This window comes from Isoptericola sp. MSGPD8_1_ISO-PGPR-S23-394 (assembly GCF_058072785.1).
In genome coordinates this window covers 3,702,955-3,723,197 of sequence record NZ_CM176517.1, presented here as the reverse complement: position 1 = coordinate 3,723,197, position 20,243 = coordinate 3,702,955, and the positions used below count along the sequence as shown (strand labels likewise).

Annotated in this window: 19 protein-coding genes; 10 read left to right on the top strand and 9 right to left on the bottom strand. The window is 70.7% G+C overall.

Annotated features, from left to right (window positions below; genetic code table 11):
• Positions 1-23 precede the first annotated feature (23 nt).
• Positions 24-1,031: a LacI family DNA-binding transcriptional regulator gene (locus tag AC3RJ8_RS17140; protein ID WP_489713758.1), complete on the top strand. Its 1,008-nt coding sequence runs from the start codon at positions 24-26 to the stop codon at positions 1,029-1,031.
• A gap of 71 nt (positions 1,032-1,102) precedes the next feature.
• Here the strand turns inward: AC3RJ8_RS17140 and AC3RJ8_RS17135 are convergent, their stop codons facing one another.
• Entirely contained in the window at positions 1,103-1,873 is a 771-nt protein-coding gene (locus AC3RJ8_RS17135; protein WP_489713757.1) for a polysaccharide lyase family 7 protein, read from the bottom strand.
• Positions 1,874-2,397: 524 nt separating this feature from the next.
• Positions 2,398-2,964 carry a carboxymuconolactone decarboxylase family protein gene (locus tag AC3RJ8_RS17130; RefSeq protein ID WP_489713756.1) on the bottom strand — a complete coding sequence of 189 codons (567 nt, stop codon included), beginning with the start codon at positions 2,962-2,964 and terminating at the stop codon, positions 2,398-2,400.
• A gap of 136 nt (positions 2,965-3,100) precedes the next feature.
• Here AC3RJ8_RS17130 and AC3RJ8_RS17125 point away from each other — a divergent pair, with 136 nt between their 5' ends.
• A complete protein-coding gene (locus tag AC3RJ8_RS17125) occupies positions 3,101-3,706 on the top strand; it encodes a TetR/AcrR family transcriptional regulator (RefSeq protein ID WP_489713755.1) in 606 nt (201 codons plus the stop codon).
• 7 nt (positions 3,707-3,713) lie between these two features.
• On the opposite strand, the gene AC3RJ8_RS17120 is transcribed toward AC3RJ8_RS17125, so the two are convergent.
• From AC3RJ8_RS17120 to AC3RJ8_RS17105, 4 genes are all read right to left on the bottom strand, one after another.
• On the bottom strand, positions 3,714-5,696 hold the full coding sequence (locus AC3RJ8_RS17120) for a right-handed parallel beta-helix repeat-containing protein (RefSeq protein WP_489713754.1): 1,983 nt from the start codon (positions 5,694-5,696) through the stop codon (positions 3,714-3,716).
• 141 nt (positions 5,697-5,837) lie between these two features.
• On the bottom strand, positions 5,838-6,794 hold the full coding sequence (locus AC3RJ8_RS17115; RefSeq protein WP_489713753.1) for a sugar kinase: 957 nt from the start codon (positions 6,792-6,794) through the stop codon (positions 5,838-5,840).
• A complete protein-coding gene (locus AC3RJ8_RS17110) occupies positions 6,791-7,648 on the bottom strand; it encodes a fumarylacetoacetate hydrolase family protein (protein WP_489713752.1) in 858 nt (285 codons plus the stop codon). Before AC3RJ8_RS17110 ends, AC3RJ8_RS17115 begins: the two co-directional genes overlap by 4 nt.
• On the bottom strand, positions 7,645-8,721 hold the full coding sequence (locus tag AC3RJ8_RS17105) for a LacI family DNA-binding transcriptional regulator (RefSeq protein WP_489713751.1): 1,077 nt from the start codon (positions 8,719-8,721) through the stop codon (positions 7,645-7,647). The genes AC3RJ8_RS17110 and AC3RJ8_RS17105 overlap by 4 nt, the downstream gene beginning before the upstream one ends.
• A gap of 241 nt (positions 8,722-8,962) precedes the next feature.
• Between AC3RJ8_RS17105 and AC3RJ8_RS17100 the strand changes: the two genes are divergently transcribed.
• The 8 genes from AC3RJ8_RS17100 (at position 8,963) to AC3RJ8_RS17065 (ending at position 18,607) form a co-directional block, all read left to right on the top strand.
• Positions 8,963-10,270 carry an ABC transporter substrate-binding protein gene (locus AC3RJ8_RS17100; RefSeq protein WP_489713750.1) on the top strand — a complete coding sequence of 436 codons (1,308 nt, stop codon included), beginning with the start codon at positions 8,963-8,965 and terminating at the stop codon, positions 10,268-10,270.
• Between the two features lie 69 nt (positions 10,271-10,339).
• The gene (locus tag AC3RJ8_RS17095; RefSeq protein WP_489713749.1) at positions 10,340-11,281 is read left to right on the top strand and encodes a carbohydrate ABC transporter permease; all 942 of its coding nucleotides are present in this window, start codon (positions 10,340-10,342) and stop codon (positions 11,279-11,281) included.
• Positions 11,281-12,213 (top strand): carbohydrate ABC transporter permease, encoded by a 933-nt coding sequence (locus tag AC3RJ8_RS17090; protein WP_489713748.1) that lies wholly within the window; start codon positions 11,281-11,283, stop codon positions 12,211-12,213. The genes AC3RJ8_RS17095 and AC3RJ8_RS17090 overlap by 1 nt, the downstream gene beginning before the upstream one ends.
• A gap of 26 nt (positions 12,214-12,239) precedes the next feature.
• Positions 12,240-13,004 carry an SDR family NAD(P)-dependent oxidoreductase gene (locus tag AC3RJ8_RS17085; RefSeq protein ID WP_489713747.1) on the top strand — a complete coding sequence of 255 codons (765 nt, stop codon included), beginning with the start codon at positions 12,240-12,242 and terminating at the stop codon, positions 13,002-13,004.
• Entirely contained in the window at positions 13,001-14,767 is a 1,767-nt protein-coding gene (locus AC3RJ8_RS17080; RefSeq protein WP_489713746.1) for a heparinase II/III domain-containing protein, read from the top strand. The genes AC3RJ8_RS17085 and AC3RJ8_RS17080 overlap by 4 nt, the downstream gene beginning before the upstream one ends.
• Positions 14,764-16,749, top strand: a complete 1,986-nt coding sequence (locus AC3RJ8_RS17075) for a DUF4962 domain-containing protein (RefSeq protein ID WP_489713745.1) — start codon at positions 14,764-14,766, stop codon at positions 16,747-16,749. The genes AC3RJ8_RS17080 and AC3RJ8_RS17075 overlap by 4 nt, the downstream gene beginning before the upstream one ends.
• Positions 16,746-17,411, top strand: coding sequence for a hypothetical protein (locus tag AC3RJ8_RS17070; protein WP_489713744.1), 666 nt, complete (start codon positions 16,746-16,748; stop codon positions 17,409-17,411). The genes AC3RJ8_RS17075 and AC3RJ8_RS17070 overlap by 4 nt, the downstream gene beginning before the upstream one ends.
• Positions 17,408-18,607 carry an MFS transporter gene (locus AC3RJ8_RS17065; protein WP_489713743.1) on the top strand — a complete coding sequence of 400 codons (1,200 nt, stop codon included), beginning with the start codon at positions 17,408-17,410 and terminating at the stop codon, positions 18,605-18,607. The genes AC3RJ8_RS17070 and AC3RJ8_RS17065 overlap by 4 nt, the downstream gene beginning before the upstream one ends.
• A gap of 69 nt (positions 18,608-18,676) precedes the next feature.
• On the opposite strand, the gene AC3RJ8_RS17060 is transcribed toward AC3RJ8_RS17065, so the two are convergent.
• From AC3RJ8_RS17060 to AC3RJ8_RS17050, 3 genes are read right to left on the bottom strand one after another with little or no spacing between them, the layout of a single operon-like run.
• The gene (locus AC3RJ8_RS17060; RefSeq protein WP_489713742.1) at positions 18,677-19,381 is read right to left on the bottom strand and encodes an HAD family hydrolase; all 705 of its coding nucleotides are present in this window, start codon (positions 19,379-19,381) and stop codon (positions 18,677-18,679) included.
• The gene (locus tag AC3RJ8_RS17055) at positions 19,378-19,899 is read right to left on the bottom strand and encodes a hypothetical protein (RefSeq protein WP_489713741.1); all 522 of its coding nucleotides are present in this window, start codon (positions 19,897-19,899) and stop codon (positions 19,378-19,380) included. The genes AC3RJ8_RS17060 and AC3RJ8_RS17055 overlap by 4 nt, the downstream gene beginning before the upstream one ends.
• On the bottom strand, positions 19,896-20,174 hold the full coding sequence (locus AC3RJ8_RS17050; protein WP_489713740.1) for an OsmC family protein: 279 nt from the start codon (positions 20,172-20,174) through the stop codon (positions 19,896-19,898). Before AC3RJ8_RS17050 ends, AC3RJ8_RS17055 begins: the two co-directional genes overlap by 4 nt.
• Between the last annotated feature and the right edge of the window lie 69 nt (positions 20,175-20,243).

Here is a 20,243-nt window from a genome sequence, read left to right as displayed (position 1 = left end):
AAACGGTCGAAGAAGGAGGAGGCATGGCGGCCGAGAGACCGGACGTGCCGCTCGCCGTCGTGGCCGCCGAGGCCGGGGTCTCGGTGCCGACGGTGTCGAAGGTGCTCAACTCGCGCACGGACGTCGCCAGCGCGACTCGCGAGCGGGTCACCGCCGTCCTGCACCGCCACGGCTTCACGCTGCGTCCGCGGCGTCGGCGCGCCACCGGGATGATCGACGTCCGGATCGTCGATCTGGAGGGGACGTGGTCCGAGGCCGTGGTCCGCGGTGCCGTCGCCGGAGGGCGCCGCCTGGGCCTGGACGTCGTCCTCGCCGTCGAACCCGACCCCGACGACTGCAGCGCCTGGGTACGGCATGCGCTCGAACGCGGCACGGACGGGCTGGTCAGCGTCGTCGCCGTGCCCGACGCCGATGCCCGCCGTGCGCTCGCCGACTCCGAGACGCCGCTCGTCGTCGTCGACCCGCGGCAGCGACCGCCGGAAGGCATGCTGTCCGTCAGCGCGACCAACTTCCAGGGCGGGCTGGAGGCCACGGCGCACCTGCTGTCCTTGGGTCACCGCCGCATCGCCACCATCACGGGCGCGCTGGAGCAGGACAACGCCATCGCCCGTCTGGCCGGATACCGGGCCGCCCTGCTCCAGGCGCGGGTCGAGGTCGACGACGACCTCGTCGTGGACGGCCCCTACGGTGTGACGGCCGGGTACGACGGGGTGCAGCGGCTCCTGGCCCTGGCCGACCCGCCCACCGCGATCTTCACCAGCAGCGACGACACCGCGCTCGGGGCGCTGCACGCCCTGCGGGAGAAGGGGCTCGCGGTGCCCGACGACGTCTCGCTCGTCGGGTTCGACGACCTGCCCGTGGCACCGTGGATCGATCCGCCGCTGACCACCGTCCGGCAGCCGCTCGCCGAGATGGGCGCCACCGCCGTCGACCTGGTGCACCGGGCGCGGAGCGGCAGCGGGCACACGCTGCGCACCGAGCTCGCGACGAGCCTCGTGGTGCGGGAGTCCACGGCGGCGCCGAGGCACTGAGGTCGCGACGACGCCGCCGGGTGCGAGCCTGCTGGCTGCACCCGACGGCGTCGGATCCTGGTCAGGTCAGATCAGGAGTGGGTGACGTTGAGCTTGTAGAGGGTGGCTTGGCCGTAGTTGGAGTCGTTGCAGGGTGAGGAGTTGTCGCAGTTGGCCTGGGTGTAGGCGCCGGCCTTGAAGTAGTTGCCGGACTTCGCGTGGTCGATCGTGGTCTGGAGCACTCCGTTGTAGTAGACCTCGATCTCGCCGTCGCTGACGACGAACTTGCCCTCGAACACCTGGTGCATCTGGTAGTTGCTGGTCACGAGCTTGTGGTGGGTGTCGTTGCCCTCGGTGATGTAGAGGTTGTTGCCCTCCACACGGAACACCGTGACGTCGTCGTCACCGTCGTGGATCTGCCCGACGACGACGTGCGGCTTGTCCTCGGGCAGGTGGTTGACGGCCGTGCGGAACGTCATGGTGTGGGTGCCGGACGTCGAGGACCAGGCGGCCCGCTCGGTCCCGCCGTCGGTCATCTCGCGCAGCTCGGAACGGGGGTAGCCCGAGCCCGAGGTGGTCACCCCGTTGACCGCGGCGCGGAACTGGATGCCGGTGCACTTGCTGTTCACCTGGAACCACGGCGCGACCGAGAAGTCTTCGAGGTCGGGCTGCTTGATCTCCGTGGGGGAGTTGCCCGAACCGGTCGGAAGGGTGACCTTCCAGTTCTCCAGGTCGACCTGCTGGGCCGGGTAGTCGCACGGGTCGGCGGCGGTCGCGCTGCCGATGCCGCCCAGCTGAGCAGCGACGAAGACGGTCGTGGCGAGCATGGTGGCCGCGAGGCCGTGCTTGCGGTGGAGTCTCATGATGGTGCGGTTCCTCTCGGATGGTCGCCCTGGACGTCTGAGGTCGTTCGCCGTCGGCGGTCGTCGGAAGGCGTGCCCGTCGGCACGTCTCCGCCATGTCGTCGTTGACGTGGTGGGGAGGGCTCGCCCGCACCCATGACGACCTCTGCACTGCCGGAGCCGCCGAGCAAAGCTCCCTTCGTCGGCGAGGGGGACGGCTCCGTCCTGATGGCCACACGGTGGTGCATCGCTGCACCAGAGATCTCACTAGTGAACCTAAGCGTGCCCTGGCGAACTGTCAACAGGGAGGGCTGAGGTGATCAGAGTGGAAGTAAAAAGCCTGGTGAAATCGCTCCTCACGCATCCCTGCGCCTCCAGCGGGCCGATGGCCAGCGGTAGTGATTGTAGTGAAACGATGCATCGACGTGGCTGACCATCGGCTCCGATCGTCGGCCTCGTCCGGGCGGTGCCTGTGCGGTGGCGCACGCGAGGGGCCCGGGCCCCGACGTGCGCGGGGCCCGGGCCCTTCGAGGTGATGGCCGGCGTCAGCTCGGGACGACGGTGCCCTTCCACTCGTACTTGCGGTTGGGCTCGTCGATCGGCGTCCGGGCCAGGTGGTTGGTGTAGTTCGACATCACCTTCTGGGCGATGCCGAGCACGATCTCGAGCACCTGACGCTGGGTAAACCCGGCGTCGAGGAAGGTCTGGACGGTGGCGTCGTCGACCTCGCCACGCTCGCGGACCATGGCCAGCGTGAACGTGCGCAGCGCCTCGAGGCGGGGCTCGTGCAGGGGCGTGCCGTCACGCAGCGCGTCGATGATCTCGTCGTCGACGCCCATGCCCTTGGCGATCGCCGTGTGGGCGGGCACGCAGTAGTGGCAGGAGTGCTCGACGTTGATCGACTGCCAGACGACCGTGATCTCGTCGGCGTCGAAGCTGGTGGAGTTCTGGAAGAGGCCGTGGAGCTTCTGGTAGCCCTCGAGCAGTCCGGGAGCCTCGGCCATCACCGCGTGGAGTCCGGGGACGCGCCCGAAGTTCTGCTTCGAGGTGGCCAGCAGTTCCTGGCTCTCGGCCGGGGCGGTTTCCTCGTCGTGCAGCGTGAAGTCGACCATGGGGTTCTCCTTGTCGTCTGTGCCTGCGGCCTCCCATTCTGTACCGATCGGTACTCAATAACGCAAGCGCGCGGTGTGCGGTGGATCTCCCCGGCCTCGCGCCCTTCGGCAGCGCCGGCGCTCGTAGGATGGACCGATGGGCACGCAGGAGAAGGCCCCCGCCGGTCGCCCCCGGTCATTCGACGAGGAGGTCGTCCTCGCCGAGCTCACGGCGCTCTTCTGGCGACAGGGCTACGGACAGACCTCGATGACCGACCTCGTGGTGGCCAGTGGGGTCCACAAGCCGAGCCTGTACCGAACGTTCGGCAGCAAGGAAGAGCTCTTCGCGACGGTGCTGCGGCGTTACCTGCGCGAGCGGATGGAGATGTTCGCCGCCCTGGTCGATCGGTCCGGGCCCGGCGTCGGCGGCGTCCATCGGTTCCTGGACCTCCTCGGCGCTGACGCGGAATCCGAACGCGGCCGCGACGGCTGCCTCATGGTGATGGCGTCCAACGAGCTGCGCGGCACGTTGCCGGGCTACGACTTCGGCGCCGACTACCGGCTGCGTATGCACGACGTGCTCGGCACCCTCGTGCAGCGCACCCTGTCGGGCACGCCGGACGACGACGCGGTGCTGCGGCTCCGGACCGACCTGCTCACGACCCACCTGCTCGGTCTGCACGTCGTCATGCGGTCCGGGGCGCCGCCCGAGGAGATCAGGAGCTACCTCGCCGCCATGCACCACGTCGTCGACACCTGGTGACCGACGGCTACTCGACCGTCACTCCGGCGCCGTCGTCGATCTGCGTGTCCTGGCGGTTGCCCCGGATCTTGTTGTCCGTGAGCCGGATGTCCTGGCCGGTGTCGATCCGGACGCCGCCGGTGTTCCCCACCACGAGGTTCTGCTCGAGCACCACGTCGGTGGGCACTCCGCTCGCGTGACCGTCGTCGCCCGGGTCCTCGGCGAGGTGGATGCCCCAGAACCCGTCGGCCCGGTTGGCCAGCACGGTGTTGTGCCGCACCACTGTTCCCGGGGCGTTGCGCACCTCGATGCCGGAGCGCACGTGATCGCCGCGACCACGGGTGATCACGTTGCGCTCCACCAGGGTGTCGGGGGTGCCGAGGATCAGCAGGATGCCCTCACGGTTGTTCTGCAGCACGTTGCTGTGGATCCAGTTCCCCGGACCCGCGGCGTCGTGCTGCGTGGCCGTGCCGCCGGTGTTGCCGAGCGCGATCGCCGCAGCCTGCACGTCGGTGATCTTGTTGTGCCGGACCTCGTTGAGGTACTCGTCCTCGCCGTGCATGTCGATGGCGTCGAGCACGCCGCCGTCGATGGTGTTGCGCGCGACGAGGTTGTTGTGGGTCCAGTACTGCAGCAGGATGCTGTGGCGCAGGTGCGTGCCGTCGAACTCGTTGTCGACGACCACGTTGTGCCGGGAGTCGTCGGTGTACGCGTAGCGGTCCTTGCCGGCGGTGCCCTGGATGGAGATGCCGTAGCCGTTGCCGCCGCCGCCGACGCTGGTGGCGTCGCGGAAGGTGCTGCCCCGCACGGTGACCTCGCGGCTCTTCTCGATGCGCACACCCATCTTCTGGAAGCGCTCGACGACGACGTCCTCGACGAGCACCTGCTGGCTCGCCCGGGAGCCGAGGTTCGCCACGACGATCCCGTAGGCGGGGCCGCCACCGGCGGCGTCGTCCTGGTGGTCGGTGGGCAGCGGGCCGTCGTAGGTCGAGCTCACCGTCAGGTCGCTGATCCGGACGTCCTGGACGCCGTAGCCGCGCAGCACCTTGCCGGAATGCGTCTCGGGCGTGAACGCCGATCTCAGGACGGTGCGCGCACCGTCGCCGCGGAGGTCGACGCCGGTGCGCAGCGCCACGTGGGTGGTCGGGTCGGCGGCCTCGGTGCTCTCCAGGTCGTACGTGCCCTCGGGCAGGTAGACCTCGTCACCGGGCTGGGCGTCGGCGAGAGCGGCACGGATCGCCGCGGCGTCGTCACCCGACTGCGGGGCGGGGTCGGCGCCGTGGTCACGGACGTCGATGGTCCGGCCGGTCGCCTCGCCGGGCTCCTGGGGTCGGAACCGGTCCCCTGCGGGGGTGACCAGCCCGGGCTCGGTCCAGGGCTTCGCGTCCGGGTCGGGGGTCGGAAGGAGCCCGGAGAGGTCGTCGACGACGGCGCCGTCCGGGTTCGGCGGGTAGACGCGGATCTCGGTGACGCTGTTCCAGCCCGAGACGCTGTTGCCGAGACCGAGGTAGCGCACGTAGCGGGCCTCGGAGCCGCTGGTCGCGTCACCGCCCAGGACGACCGGTTCGAGGTTCGACGAGGTTCCCGAGCTGGCCTGGTCCTGGGCGGCGGGCTGCCAGGTCGATCCGTCGGTCGAGACCTCGACCTCGTAGAGGGACTGGCGCTGCTCACCCTTGTGCCAGGCGATGCCCAGGTAGCCGACCGACCGGACCTCACCCAGATCGAGGACGAGCCACTGGGGCTCCTCGGGGCTCTCGGTCAGGGACGACCAGCGGGTCGCCGGGTCGTCGTCGACGGCGAACTCGGGCAGGTTGCCGTCGCTGCTCAGGGCGCGGACCGACTCGACGGTCCAGTGGTCGGGTGCGCCGGTCGCCTCCGCGGGCGGCGGGGCGGTGACAGCGGTGGTGTGGTCGGTCGTGGTGGCCGCGGCGGGGCCCCCGAGACCGATGCCGAGAGCGGCCGCGAGCAGGGCGGCCACGGACTGTGGTGCAACGATTCGCCATCGGATCATGGTCAGACTCTGGCACCGACGGCGCGCTAGAGCAAGAGTCGAGGGTGATGTTCTTCGAAGCGTGGGCCGTGCTGGAGCATCTTGGAATGTAACGATGCACCGAGGAACGGGCAGCGACGATCTTCTGGGCGCAGGGCCGTGCTACCGCGTGACGGGTTCGCTGCCGGTCAGGCGGTCGAGCTCGTCCCGGCGGGGGAGGACCTCCCAGTCCCCGTCCCCGGTGCAGGCGTACGCGCCGACGGCGGCCGCGGTGGCCAAGGCCGTCGGGACGTCCCGTCCCGCGATCCGGTCCGCGAGGAACCCGGCCACGAACGCGTCCCCGGCACCGACCGTGTCCCGTACCTCGACCGGTACGCCCGGCGCGGAGAACATGCCGTCCTCGGTCGCGGCGACGGCGCCGTCCGGTCCGCGCTTCACGACGGCGGTCCGTGCGCCGAGGGCGTGCAGCTCGCGGGCGGCGGCGTCGGCGTCGTTCCCGCTGCACCCGAGCAGCGCTGCCTCGTCCAGGCCGGCGAAGACCACCGCGCAGCGCGGCACGATGCGGGCGTAGACGTCCCGGGCCGCTTCGGGCGTCCAGAGCGACGAGCGGTAGTTCAGGTCGAACGAGAGCGGCACGCCGAACTTCTCGGCGCGTTCCACGAGGTCCAGCGTGAGTTCGAGCGCCGACGACGAGAGCGCGGGGGTGATACCGGTCAGGTGCACCGTCGCGGCCGACCGGACCGCCTCGTCGGGTACGTCACCCGTGGCGAGGCGGGACCCGGCGCTCCCGGCCCGGTAGTACCAGATCCGAGTCTCCATGGTGGAACGCCGCTCCTTGAGCATCAGCCCCGTCGGGGCTTCGTCGTCGCGCAAGCAGGTCGTCGCGACGTCCTCGCCGCGCAGCAGGCGCTCGACCAGATCACCCGCCGAGTCGGTGCCGATGCGCCCGATCCAGGCCGACGGAGCGCCCAGCCGGCGCAGGCCGATCGCCACGTTGCTCTCCGCGCCGCCCATGCCGAGCGACATGAGGGTGCTGTGCCGGAGCGGCTCCGGGCGGGTGCTGCCGACGAGCACCATGGTCTCCCCGACCGTCAGGACCGGAGCGGACGGCGGACTCATCGAGGCGCGACCACGCGCTGACGCTGCGAGCCCAGGCCGTCGATGCCCAGCTCCACGATGTCACCGGGCTGCAGCCACGCCGGGTCGGCCATCCCGTTCGCCACCCCCGGTGGCGTGCCCGTGTTCACCAGGTCACCGGGTTCGAGCACCATGTACTGGCTCAGATGACACAGGATCTCGTACGGGTCGAACACCATGGTGGCCGTGCTGCCCGTCTGGCGGCGTGTCCCGGAGACGTCCAGCCACATGCCCAGCGCGGAGACGTCGTCGATCTCGTCGGGCGTGACCAGCCAGGGACCGCAGGGGTTGAACGTCTCGGCCGACTTGCCCTTGAGGATCTGTCCGCCGTGGTCGTCCTGGAAGGCGCGTTCGCTGACGTCGTGGCACACCACGAAACCGGCGACGTGCTCGCGCGCCTGCTCGGGACCGTCGAGATAGCTCGCCCGGCGGCCGACCACCACGCCCAGCTCGACCTCCCAGTCGAGGCGGCTGAAACCGCGTGGCGCGCGGACGTCGTCGTGCGGCCCGACCAGGGTGTTCGGGGACTTCGAGAACACCAGCGGCAGCTCGGGCACGTCCGCCCCGATCTCCTCGGCGTGGTCCCGGTAGTTCAGGCCGACGCACAGGATCTGGTGCGGACGGGCCACCGGGGCGCCGATCCGGCGGTCGCCGAGCGGTGCTGCCCGGCCCGCGGCGACGCGGTCCTCGACGTGCTCGCCCAGCCAGGCCAGGCCGCCGGGCAACGTCGTGGCGTCGACGTCGGCCAGCAGGTCGCTCACGTCGACGTAGGCGTCGGGTCCGACGACGACGGCGGGCCGTTCCCGGCCGGGCGGGCCCAGACGGACGATCCTCATCGGAGCACCCCGTCCTCGCTGGTGGAATCTGAGGGCGCGAGGGCGGCAGGGGCGGCAGTGGACTCACGCACGACCAGCTCCGGGCGCAGCAGCACCGAGCGGCCGGGCTCGCGGTCGTCCTCCTTGAGCGCCTCGTCGAGGCTGAGTGACGCCATCCGCGCGATGGGCTGGCGCACCGAGGTCAGCGGCGGGTCGTACAGCTCGGCCAGGATGATGTCGTCGAACCCGACCACCGAGACGTCCGTGCCGACGTGCAAGCCCTGGTCACGCAGGCCGCGGCAGAACCCGAGCGCCGTCATGTCGTTGATCGCGACGATCCCGGTGGGTGCTTCCGTCGAACCGGAGAACAGGTCGTGGGCGGCCTGGCGTCCCACCTGCGCGGCCTCCACGTCCCCGAACGGGGCACCGTCGCCCGCGGTCCACGTCGGCATCGCGCCGGGGTCGAGACCGACGGCCTCGAGCGCTGTGCAGAAGCCGCGGAACCGGCCGGTCCGGTTCACCGCGGCCAGCGAGCCGGAGACGAAGGTCAGCCGCTCGTGACCGAGCCCGGTCAGGTGGGACGTCGCGAGGAATCCGCCGACGTGGTTGTTGATGCTGACGCTGACGACCTCCTCCGGGTCGCCGGCCTGGGCCGGACGGTCGAAGGTCACCAGGCGCAGGCCGCGCCGGACGATGTCGGCGAGATGGTCGAGCGTCGGCAGGGAAGAGCACAGGACGATGCCGCGGACACCGTCCTCCCAGAGTTCCTCGACGTAGCGGCGCTCGCGGTCCGGGTCGCGCTCGCTGTTGCAGAGGAGCACGTTGCATCCCGCGGCCAGGGCTGCGACCTCGAGCTCGCGGGCGAACGCGCCCCAGAAGGGGTTGCCGACGGAGGGCACGATGAGACCGACGGTCTGCGTGCGCCCGGTCCGCAGCTGGCGCGCGGCACGGTTAGGGCGGTAGCCGAGGTCGGCGATCGCCCGTTCGATGCGGTCCTTGGTCGCCGGCACCATCCGGTTCGTCCGGCCGTTCAACAGGTTCGAGACCGTGCTGGGAGAGACCCCTGCGGTGGCTGCGACCTGCTGGATCGTCACGCGTGCCACGCTTCCTCCAACGTCATCGGTGGTGCACGAACTGTGCATCGTTGCAGTCATCCTAGCCGAGATCAGGCCGACGGCTGGACGGACGCGGTTCGAAAGTCGTGACTGCTGCGCAGTCGACCGGGAGTTGACGCGGGTGCCTCGATGTGCCTAGTTTTGTGCATCGTTACACCGGCATCGTCGCCACGGCGGAGTCGTCCGACACCAGCCGACCGCACAACGTGAAGGATCAACGATGATCATCAAGAGTCAGAACCGCCGACGGTTCACGGGCGCCGCAGCCCTCGCCGCCGTCGCGTTGAGCATCACCGCCTGCAGCTCGGGCACGACCACGGACACCGCTGGCGGGGACGGAGGCGAGGTCTCCGGCGACATCACGCTGCTCACCCCGATCTTCGAAGGAACCGATGGTCAGCAGCTCCTCGAGGACGAGCTTCTGCCGCAGTTCTACGAGGAGTACCCGGACGTCACGGTGTCCGTGGACTACACCACCTACGGCAACCTCAACGAGAAGCTCACCACCGCCGCCGTCTCCGGCGCGGTGCCGGACGTCATGATGATGGGTGTCGGCTGGATCGAGGGCTTCGCCGACCGTGGGCTGCTGGCGGACCTCAGCGAGCTCGGGCTGACGGAGGACCAGCTGCTGGAGACCTACACGCCGGCGATCGTCGACGCCGGCACGTGGGACGGCGGCGTCTACGGCGTGCCCATCATGCTCGACACCCGGTACGGCGTCGCCAACATGGAGCTGCTCGAGGAGGCCGGCTACGACTCCCCGCCGTCGTCCTGGGACGAGCTCGTCGAGATCGCCGAGACCTTGACGGTCCGAGCCGACGACGGGACGCTCGAGCGGGCCGGCTTCGACATGCTCTCCCTCGACCCGCGACAGGCCTTCGAGACGATGCTCTTCTCCGCCGGTGGGGACCTGTTCAACGAAGACGTGACAGAGCCGGCCTTCAACGGTCCGGAGGGCGTCTCAGCACTGCAGCTCATGACCGACCTCATCAACGAGCACGAGGTCGAGGACATCGGGTTCTCCTCCCCGGACGCCGCTGTGAACCCCCTGCTCAACGGGCGCGCCGCGATGGGCATCGCCCACAACAACCTGTGGACGCAGGGTCTCGAGGCCGACCCCGAGGCGCTGGACAAGCTCGAGCCCTTCGTGATCGAAGGTGGGGGGTCCGGCATGTTCTTCGGCGGAACGTTCGCCACTCGCTCGGCCACCTCGCAGAACCCGGAGGCCGCACAGGCCTTCCTCGAGTTCCTGGCCAGCCCCGGGCCCGCCCTGGCCGCCAACGAGCAGCGCGGCAACGTGCCCGCACTGACCGAGCTTCTCGACAGCGACTACGTGGAGTCCAACCGGTTCGTCCAGTTCTCCATGGAGAACCTCGAGGTCGCGAAGCGTGAGGGCGGACCGGCCGAGTGGCTCGAGGTCCGCGGTGACTTCGCTCCCGCCGTCGAAGCGGCGCTCCTCGGCCAGTCGGAGCCCCAGGTCGCGCTCGACGAGCTCGCGGGGCTCGTCGAGACCGCGATGGACCGGTAGCACCGACCCCTCTCGGAGCGTCGGGCAGTCCTCGCGGAGGCCCGACGCTCCTCGGAAGAAGTAGGAACCATGTCACGCACCGAGACCCCACCAGGGGCAGCGCTCGCCTCGCGGGCACCAGCGCCCGTCCGGCGCCACAAGTACTCGCCCGCGGAGCGCAAGCTGCGACGGACGGGATGGCTGATGGTGACGCCGGCTCTCCTGCACATCGGCCTGTGGACCGCCATCCCGGTGGTCGCCACGTTCGCGCTCGGGTTCACGGACTACAACGTGTTCTCCCCGCCGCGATGGATCGGCCTGCAGAACTATGTCGAGATCGTCCAGGACCCCGTCTTCCTCAAGGCGACCTGGAACACCATCGTCTACACCTTCTGGACCGTGCCGGTCTCGATGGCCATCGCGCTGGTGATCGCCGTCGCGCTCAACCAGGGCCTGCGCTTGCAGAAGTGGTACCGGACGGCGTTCTTCCTGCCGCAGGTCACGGCGACCGTCGCGATCGCCATGGTCTGGTTGTGGATCTTCAACCCACAGCAGGGGCTCCTCAACGCCTTCCTGGGCCTCTTCGGCATCCCCGGCCAGGCCTGGCTCGCCGACCCCGACTGGGCGTTGTGGGCCGTCATCCTCGTCGGCGCCTGGCAGGGCATCGGCATCAAGATGCTCATCTACATCGCGGCGCTGCAGAACATCGACGGTTCCCTCTACGAGGCGGCCTCGGTCGACGGTGCGTCCACCGTCCGCAAGTTCTTCGCCATCACGGTGCCGATGCTCAAGCCGGCCACGTTCTTCGTGCTGGTCATCTCCATCATCAACGCGTTCCAGGTGTTCGACCAGATCTACGTGCTCACCAACGGCGGTCCCGCCAACGCGACCACGATGATGACCTACGAGGTCTACCGGTCCGCGTTCGAGGAGTTCCGCATGGGCATGGCCTCGGCGCAGTCGGTCGTCCTGTTCGTCTTCCTGCTCTTCATGACGCTCGTCGGTCGACGGGCCACCCGAGAGGACCACTGATGGCTCTCCTCGCCCCCCGGTCCACCGCCGGCCCCACGAGGTCCGGACCTCCTCCCCGCCTGAACCAGTCGTCCGTGCGCCGGCGCAACAAGATCGTCCTGCACGCGCTGCTGATCCTCGGTTCGGTCACGATGGTGATCCCGTTCGTCTGGATGCTGTTCACCTCGGTGAAGTCGCCGGCGGAGCTGGCACAGTTCCCGCCGACGTTCTTCCCGCAGGAGTGGCACTGGTCGAACTATGCCGAGGCGCTGGACGCCGCCCCGTTCGACAAGTACTTCCGCAACAGCCTGATCATCGCGACGGGACACACCCTCATCACGCTGGTCGTCGGGTCGATGGCGGGCTACGCCCTGGCACGCATCCGGTTCCGCGGCCGGGAGATCGTGTTCCTGTCCATGGTGGCGATGCTGATGATCCCCACCTACACGAAGATCGTCCCGCAGTTCCTCATCGTGAAGTTCATGCCGCTCTTCGGCGGCAACGACATCCTCGGCCAGGGCGGGAGCGGCTGGCTCGACTCCTGGTGGGCGCTGCTCATCCCGGGTGGGCTCAGCGCCATGTCGATCTTCCTGTTCCGGCAGTTCTACCTGACGCTGCCCAAGGAGCTCGAGGAGGCGGCGCGGCTCGACGGCCTCGGCGAGTTCCGCATCTTCGCGCAGATCTACACACCGCTGATGAAGCCTGCGGTGGCGACGGTCGCGCTGCTCACCTTCCAGGAGAGCTGGAACAACTTCCTGTGGCCGCTGCTCGTCACCAGCTCCGACGACCTACGGGTCATCCAGGTCGGTCTGGCGGTCTTCCAGCAGCTCGAGAGCACCGCGTGGCAGTACCTGATGGCCGGGACGACGCTGGCGACCGTCCCCATGGTGCTGCTGTTCGTCCTGGCGCAGAAGTACTTCATCCAAGGATTCACGAACTCGGGCATCAAGTGAGCCCGACGACCGACGAAAGAGGAAACATGCAGCACGTACTCAACGGGCGCTCCGCGCTCGTCACCGGTGGTGGCCACGGGATCGGCGCCGCACTCGCCCTCGGGCTCGCCGAGGCAGGCGCTGACGTCGCGGTCCACTACGCGCACAGCGGCGACGCCGCGGCGACCGTCGTTGACAAGATCACGGGTATGGGCCGGCGCGCCGTCGCCGTCCAGGGAGACCTCACCGACCCCGAGGCCGCACGGGCCGTCGTCGCGACCGCCGCGGGTGAGCTCGGTGGCCTGGACGTCCTCGTCAACAACGCCGGTCACCTGGTCGGTCGAGCGACGGTGGCCGAGATGACCGACGAGCACTGGGCCCAGGTCTGGAACGTCAACGTCTCGAGCGCGTTCTACGTGACGCGCGCCGCCGTCGAGCACCTCAAGGCCAGCGACGCCGGTCGGGTCGTGACGATGGCGTCCCTCGCTGCAGAGAACGGCGGCGGTCCGGGATCGGTCGCGTACGCCGCGGCGAAGGCGGGCGTGGTCGGGTTCACCCGAGGGCTGGCCAAGGAGCTGGCTGGGGACGGGATCACCGTCAACGCGCTCGCACCGGGTTTCATCGGGGACACGCCGTTCCACGACGCCTTCACCCCGCCGGAGGCCCAGGCGAACATCGTCTCGGGCATCCCACTGGGTCGGGCGGGTTCCGTCGACGACGTCGCGGCGGTGACGACGTTCCTCGCGTCGGACGCCGCCGGCTACATCACCGGGCAGGTCATGGACATCAACGGAGGGCTCAACTTCCGATGACGACGGTCCCCCCAGGGCTGGGCGGCTGGTGGCACGACTACGTGTGCCCCACGCACGGCACCGAGCTCGTCGGCGTCGAGGGCAGCGGTCACCGGTGCTCCCGAGGGTGCACCGTGACCGGGCCCCGCGTCGACGGCGCCCGGAGCGTGCTCGACCACCAGGCGTGCGCGAGAGAGATCCGGCTGCTCGCCCGCCGGGCCGCCAGCACGGGGTCGGGCACCGACCGGGACCGCGCGCTGTCCCTGCTCTCCGACTACGCCGACGTCTACGCCGGAGCGGTCGGTCCGGGCTGGAGCGAGGCTGCGGAGCCCTGGATGCTCCGGGGGCGGCTCTTCTCCCAGGCGCTGACCGAGGCGCAGTGGGCGGTCCAGATCGCCGACGCCGTGATCCTGTGCGGACGGGACGCGGCCGGACCAGGGGTCGTCACGATGCTGGAGGACCTGCTGGCGACGTTCGAGCAGGCGTACGCGATCCTCGTCGACGAGCGCCAGGACGAGCGCAACAACTACACGGCGTGGCTCGGGGCCGCCGGGGCCCTCGTGGCGCAGGCGCTGGAGGCGCCCGCCACCGTGACAGGACCGTGGCGGGAACGGGTGCTGCAGCACGTCGGCCTCGCGGTCCGCGACGACGGCTGGGAGTGGGAGGCGTCGGTCTACTACCACCTCTTCGTCCTCCGGGCCTACCTGCTGGCGCTCCGTGGCGCGGTTCCGGCGGAGCTGCCGCCGGCAACGACGGAGCGGCTGGCGGCCATGGTCCGGGTGCTCGCCGAGGTGGCAACGCCGGACGGCCGACTGCCGGCGTTGCACGACGGTCCGTACGAGCGGGTTCCCGCGCACCGCGAGGTGCTCGAGGTCGCCGAGCTCGCCCGCGGGCTCATCAGCCCGACAGGTTTGCACACGGTGGAGCGCTTCGCGCGAGAACGCCTCGGCGACGACGACGACGGCCTGGAACCGTTGCTGTCCGGCTGGTTCGCCGGTGACCCCCTTCAGGTCCCTGCACCGTCCCGGGACAGCGTGCTCTTCCCAGACGTCGGCTACGCCGTCCTGCGCGACGACGACGACACGTTCCAGGCGATCCTCGACGCGGGCCCGCATGGAGGGGCCCACGGGCACCTCGACAAGCTGGCCGTATACCTGTACGGCTCCGCCCCGTGGCAGCCGGGGCCCGGGGTGCCGCCGTACGCGAGTCCGCTACGGCGGGGCTACTACGCCCGCACCGTCGCGCACCCGACGGTGCGGGTCGACGGCCTGGACCAGGACGAGGCGACCGGGAAGATCGTGGACTGGGACCCGGACGCCGGGACGCTGACGGCGACGGCCGAGCCTGTCGCCGGGGTCCGTCTGCGGCGCACCCTCGGGCTGGCGGCAGGGTGCCTGGCCGACGTCGTGACGGTCGAGTGCGACAGCCCGCGGGAGGTGGCACTCGCACTGCGTCCCGCTGTCGATCTCGAGGTCCGGACCACGGCGGACGGCGCGGAGACGACGTGGACGGCGGCCGACGGCACCGTCCTGCGGGGTTTCCACGCCGCGTCCGTGCCCGCGTCGCTCGTCGCTGCGCCCGGTCGAGGCCCGTCCGACGACCCGGCCCGGCCTCTCACCGTGGCCGACTGGACCGCGACGGGAGACCGGGTCGTGCTCGCCTCCCTCTACCACCAGGGGCCGCGCCCACCGTCTCCCGTCACGATCTCCTTCGCGCCCGACGGCGGCGCGATCTTCCACCTGACCACCCCCGACGGGGACTCGACGATCGAGGTATCACCATGACTGAACCCCTGCTCATCGCCGGACGTGAGGACTCCCTGCGGGCCGAGCTCCGCGACGTGCGCAGCGCGCAGTTCCGCCGGCTGGTCGACGAGTGCGAACGCCTGACCTCGCTGGAGCTCCCGGAGGAACACCCGCTGGCCTCGATCACCTACCTGGGCGCGGGCGCCGCGAACCTGGCGCTCGCGCACCGTCTGACGGGCCAGTCGCACTACCTGGACGAGCTGCGTCGCTGGCTGACCCCGGCGCTGTCGTTCCCGCACTGGGGTCGGGCGAACCTGCCCGACCACGACCTCGACGCCGGGTGGTTGCTGCACGGCCTCGGGCTCGCCTACTCGTGGGCGGGCAGCGCGCTGGAGCCGCGCGAGCGTGCGGCGCTGCGCGACAAGCTGATCCTCCAGGGCACCCGGCTGTACGACTACGCCGTCGAGTCGGAGGGGGGATGGTGGTCGTCGTCGTACTGGCAGAACCACAACTGGATCTGCTATGCGGGCCTCGCGACGGCGGGGTACGCCCTGCGGGACGACCACGAACCCGCGCACGAGTGGACCGAGCGCGCCAAGGAGAACTTCGCCACGGTGCTGCGGATGCTCCCCGAGGACGGTTCCAACAACGAGGGTGTCGTCTACTGGCGCTACGGCGTGCCGTGGCTGGTCAGCTACCTGGACGTGTTGAAGTCCACCGAGGGTCTCGACTGGTTCGTGGACAGCGACTACCTCCGGGAGACCTTCTGGTATCGCCTCTACCAGGCGGCCCCGGACCTCGAACGGATCGTCGACCACGGCGACTGTCACGACCGGCGCAGCGGTCACCCGGTGGCGATGTACTACAAGCTGGCCGCGGAGTACCGGATCCCGCAGTGCCAGTGGCTCGCGGACAAGGTGGCCGACGAGTTCTTCTGGCGCGAGGCCTACGAGTCCGGCGTGCGGCCGGGGGTCCGGGCCGAGGCGTACCAGGAGCTGCTCTGGTTCGACCCGACGGCTCCGTCGGAGGGTCCCGAGCAGCTGCCGACGAACCGGTGGTTCACCGACCTCGGGCTCGTGGTCGGTCGCACGTCGTGGGAGCCGGACGCCGTCATGGTCTCGTTCAAGGCGTCGCCGGGCGGCGGGCACAAGGCCTGGGACACGTCGCACCGCATCAAGCGTGAGACCGGGTGGACGACGCTGAACGCCGGCCACCACCACCCCGACGCCGGCACGTTCGCGCTGCTCGGTCACGGTGCCTACCTCGCGCTCGACGAGGGCTACTCCTCGCGCAAGCGCACCGAGCACCACAACGCCGTCCTGGTGGACGGCAACGGGTTCGTCAACGAGGACCGCTACCACGTCTTCGAGAACCTGGCCGAGGAGTACGAGGCGCACATCGTCACCGCGACCCTGACCGACGGCTGGGTGCACGCGGTCAGCGAGACCTCGGCCATGTACGACCGGGCGCTCGGCGTCACCCGGGCTCGGCGCCACCTGGTTCTCACGCCGGGCGGCACCGTGGTGCTGCTGGACGACCTGCGGTCAGAGGCGCCCCGCACCTGGACGTGGCTGCTGCAGACCGAGCACGCCGCACGACCCGAGGGCGCGGGGGAGTGGCTCGCCGAGGCAGGCACCGGCTGTCTGCTCGTCACGGCGCTCGACGACGTGACCGACACGGACGTGGTGCCCACCCCCGTGCACGCCAACCCGACGTCGTCGACTCCCAGCCTGGCCATCGAGAAGGTCCAGCACACGCTGCGCCGGTCGACCGCTCCGACGGAGCGAGGACGGTTCGTCACCGTGCTCGAGCCGCGCGCCTGGGACGACACCGGGCGGTCGCGGGTCACGGTCGACGAGTCCGACGGGACCTACACCGTCCAGGTGTCTCGCGACGGCCGCACCGAGACGGTCGTCCTGTCGCTGGAGCTCGAGTCGCCGGTGGCGGCGCCTGACAGCGCCACCGGACGAGGGTTCGCCGGCCGGGTGTCGGTGGCTGCGACGGCGGGCGTGTCCGCGTGAGCGCGGCGACGGCGCCCCGACGGCGGACGGGCGGGTGGGAAGCAGCGACGCTGCGTGCCCTGATGTATCCCGCCAACATCGTGCTCGGTGGCGTCGTCGCCTTCCTCCTCGCGCTTCCCCTGGTCACCGCGCTGCCGGTGGCCGTCGCGCTCGGCCGGTCGCTCTCGACGTGGCACGTCGAGTCCGACGACGCCGTGGTGACCAACCTGCTGCGTGAGCTCCGGGCGACCTGGCGGCGTACCTGGCGGCTCGGCGTCGCCGTCGGCATCGCGCTGTTCCTCCTCGCCGCCGACGTGCTGTTCCTCCTTTCGCGGCTCGGGACACCCTCCGAAGGGCTCGCCGTCGTCGTGGGCGGGGCGACCCTCCCCGTCGCGTGCGTCGTCGTGCTCGCCGCCCTGTTGGTGCCCGTGGCCGCCGCCCGGGACCGGCAGGGTGACGTGCGGGCGTGGCTGACGGATGCGCTCGGCATCGCGACGGGCACTCCGGCTCGCACCGCGGCGATCTTTCTGCTGAGCTGCGGGATCGTCGCGACGTGCATCGCCCTTCCCACCCTCGCGCCCTTCGTCCTGATGTCCCTGCCCCTCGACCTCGCGGTGCGGGCCTGGCCCGCGCTCCCGGCCGCGGGTGGTGTGGGAACCGGCGCCTCCGGCGACGGCGAGTGAGACGCCGCGGGGCCGGCGCAGGCGGCGGCGCCCTGTGGGTGCTCTATGGCGACACGCTGACGATGGCCGTCGGCTTCTACATGCTGGTGCCCCTGCTGGCCTACCACTTCCTGCAGGACCTCGGGCTGACGATCGCCCTGGTCGGTGCGCTCACGGCCCTGCGCTCGGCAGCACAGAACGGCATCATGCCGATCTCCGGCTGGGTCGCCGATCGCATCGGCTACCGGCGGGCGATCGCCGGTGGCGTGCTCGTCCGCGCGGCAGGGTTTGCCGTGCTGGGCTCGGTCTCGAGCGTGCCGCTCCTGGTGGCGGGCTCCGTGCTCACCGGGCTGGGGGGCGCCCTGTTCCACCCTGCGAGCTATGCGGCGTACACGGCGTTGGCCGTCGGGCGCGACGCGGTGCGGGTCTACTCGACGCGCGAGCTCTTCTCGAACGTCGGGTTCGTCATCGGACCGATGCTCGGTGGTCTGCTGGCCGGCGTGGACTTCCAGTGGGTGGCCTTCTCGTCGGCCGCCCTGTTCCTCGGAGCCTTCGTGCTCACCGTGGTGGGACTGCCCGCCGGGCTGGCGCCCACGGGTGGTCGGCCGGCGCGGTTCGGTGAGGCGCTGAAGGACCGGGTCTTCCTGCGCTACTGCCTGCTGGCGGCGACGCTGTGGTTCCTGGTGTCCCAGCTCTACCTCGTGGTGCCGGTCCGGGCGAGCGACGTGCTCCCGGGAGCCATCGGCGTGGGACTCGTCTACACGGCTGCTGCCGTCTTCATGGTGCTGGTCATGCTCCCCCTGACCGGCTTCGTCTCCCGGCGTCTGGTGCCGCGCCGGATCCTCGCGCTCGGCGCCCTCTCGCTGGGGAGCGGGATCGCCGTCATGGGTCTGTGGGGCACCGTGGCAGGGCTCGTCGCCGGGGTGCTGCTCTTCACGGTGGGGCAGATGCTCTCCCAGCCGGTGATGAACGCCGTCGTCTCCGACTTCGCCGACGGTGGTGCGGTCGCGTCCTACTTCGGAGCACTGGGCCTCGCTCAGGCTGCGGGTGGCGTGGCCGGGAACCTGGTAGGCGGTGCGCTGTACTCGGTGGCAGGTGCCGGCGGCCCGCACGCGCAGCTCGTCTGGTACGTGTTTGCCGCCTGCGGTGCGACGGTGGCCCTCTTGTTCTGGACGGTGGGTCCGCAGACCGGTGGTGCGGCACGAGAGGAGCACTGACCGTCACCCGCCGGGAGCCGACCCGGGTGGCGCAGGACGACGGCTGCCGCACCTCCGCTCGGGTGGTGCTCAGCCCGTCGGGCGCAGCACCGCTGCGAGGGCGCTGCCGTCCAGGTCGGCGAGCAGCTCCGCGACGTCCGTGCGGATCTCGACGGCGCCCGCCTCGGTCAGCTCGTGCGCGCCGACCCCGCCGCTGAGGACGCCGATGCACGGCACACCGGCCCGCTCCGCGGCGATGACGTCCCAGACGGAGTCGCCCAGGAACACGGCCTCGGACGGCTCGACGCCGGCTGCCCGGAGCGCCACCTGCACGAGCTCCGGCTCCGGCTTAGAGGCCTCGACGTCCTGGGACGACGTCACCGCATGGAGCACGTCCTCCACGTCGAGCAGCTCCCGCAGCCGCTCGAGCTGCTCGAGCGAGGCGGACGTCGCCAGCACCGGGCGCGCTCCGCGCGCGGCGATCTCACGGACGAGCTCTCGAGCGCCGTCGAACACGCGCATGCGGTCGGCCGACGCGGCCTCGTGCCGTGAGTGGGCCTGCTCGACCTCGTCCGCGGCCCCGGGCGGCAGGTCAACGCCGCAGAGCGAGGCGACGCGGGGGACCAGCTGGTGCCCGGCCATCCCGACGGTTCGGTGGACCCGCCAGGCGTCGACCTCGAAGCCGACGTCGCGGAAGGAGCGCACCCAGGCCTCGACCTGGACGTAGTTCGAGTCGACGAGCGTCCCGTCGATGTCGAGCAGCACGGCACCAGCGGGCTGTCCAGAGTGAGTCATCTGTCGATCCTCCAGTCCGAACGGTGCCGTCGCCACTTCGAGCGGCCCTCGGGCGGTCCCGGCGACCCTCGCGCCAGGATGACCTGGCGTACCGCCCGGGACCAGCCGTGGCCGCCGGGCAGCCCCCGCTCCCACGCTTCGACGACCTCCCGGCATGCGGTGTCGTCGTCGGCGACGACGACCAGGTTTCCGTCGTGGTCGCCGTACTGGACCTCGACGTTCACGCCGGCGTCCCCGAGCAGCCGGGCCAGGGTGCCGAGCTGGCCGGGGGTGTCCTGGTCGAGCCGGGTCACGACCACGTCGCGCACGACGGCCGGGCCGAGCCCGGCAGAGGCGACAGCGTCCAGAGTTGTTGCGCCGTCGTCCACGAGGTAGTGCGCCACCGCCCCTTCACCGTGCGCGACGACGCCACCTCCTTCGAGGCTCACGCCCGCGCGGCCGAGCGCCTCCCCGAGGTCGGCGAGCGCACCGGGCCGGTGGGGCAGCTCGACCCTGAGGTCCTGCCGCGGCCTGTTCACGGCGTCACCACCCTCGTCTCGACGAGCACCGGGACGGACAAGGAGCCCGCGACGTAGCACTCCCGGTGCGCCTGCTCGGCGAGCTGGAGTACCCGAGCGGGGGAGACGTCGGCGCCGACCTTGACCGTCGGGTGCAGCCGGACCTCGCCGAGGCGCACGGGCCGCGCGGTCAGGTCGAGTTGGCTCGTCGCGTCGTCGTGGTACACCAGCACCTCGACGCTCGCCCGTGCCGCCGCGCCGAGGAAGGACAACATCTGGCAGGAGGACGCCGCCATGACGACGAGCTGCTCCGGGTTGAGGCGTTCCGGGTTCCCGCGAAAAGCGGGGTCGGCGCTCAGGGGGGA

Excerpts from the sequence above, each read along its gene's own strand:
- AC3RJ8_RS17135 (WP_489713757.1), bottom strand. The coding sequence starts at position 1,873 with ATGAGACTCCACCGCAAGCACGGCCTCGCGGCCACCATGCTCGCCACG.
- AC3RJ8_RS17125 (WP_489713755.1), top strand. The coding sequence starts at position 3,101 with ATGGGCACGCAGGAGAAGGCCCCCGCCGGTCGCCCCCGGTCATTCGAC.
- AC3RJ8_RS17130 (WP_489713756.1), bottom strand. The coding sequence starts at position 2,964 with ATGGTCGACTTCACGCTGCACGACGAGGAAACCGCCCCGGCCGAGAGC.
- AC3RJ8_RS17050 (WP_489713740.1), bottom strand. The coding sequence starts at position 20,174 with ATGGCGGCGTCCTCCTGCCAGATGTTGTCCTTCCTCGGCGCGGCGGCA.
- AC3RJ8_RS17120 (WP_489713754.1), bottom strand. The coding sequence starts at position 5,696 with ATGATCCGATGGCGAATCGTTGCACCACAGTCCGTGGCCGCCCTGCTC.
- AC3RJ8_RS17080 (WP_489713746.1), top strand. The coding sequence starts at position 13,001 with ATGACGACGGTCCCCCCAGGGCTGGGCGGCTGGTGGCACGACTACGTG.
- AC3RJ8_RS17100 (WP_489713750.1), top strand. The coding sequence starts at position 8,963 with ATGATCATCAAGAGTCAGAACCGCCGACGGTTCACGGGCGCCGCAGCC.
- AC3RJ8_RS17095 (WP_489713749.1), top strand. The coding sequence starts at position 10,340 with ATGTCACGCACCGAGACCCCACCAGGGGCAGCGCTCGCCTCGCGGGCA.
- AC3RJ8_RS17115 (WP_489713753.1), bottom strand. The coding sequence starts at position 6,794 with ATGAGTCCGCCGTCCGCTCCGGTCCTGACGGTCGGGGAGACCATGGTG.
- AC3RJ8_RS17090 (WP_489713748.1), top strand. The coding sequence starts at position 11,281 with ATGGCTCTCCTCGCCCCCCGGTCCACCGCCGGCCCCACGAGGTCCGGA.
- AC3RJ8_RS17085 (WP_489713747.1), top strand. The coding sequence starts at position 12,240 with ATGCAGCACGTACTCAACGGGCGCTCCGCGCTCGTCACCGGTGGTGGC.
- AC3RJ8_RS17110 (WP_489713752.1), bottom strand. The coding sequence starts at position 7,648 with ATGAGGATCGTCCGTCTGGGCCCGCCCGGCCGGGAACGGCCCGCCGTC.
- AC3RJ8_RS17060 (WP_489713742.1), bottom strand. The coding sequence starts at position 19,381 with ATGACTCACTCTGGACAGCCCGCTGGTGCCGTGCTGCTCGACATCGAC.
- AC3RJ8_RS17140 (WP_489713758.1), top strand. The coding sequence starts at position 24 with ATGGCGGCCGAGAGACCGGACGTGCCGCTCGCCGTCGTGGCCGCCGAG.
- AC3RJ8_RS17075 (WP_489713745.1), top strand. The coding sequence starts at position 14,764 with ATGACTGAACCCCTGCTCATCGCCGGACGTGAGGACTCCCTGCGGGCC.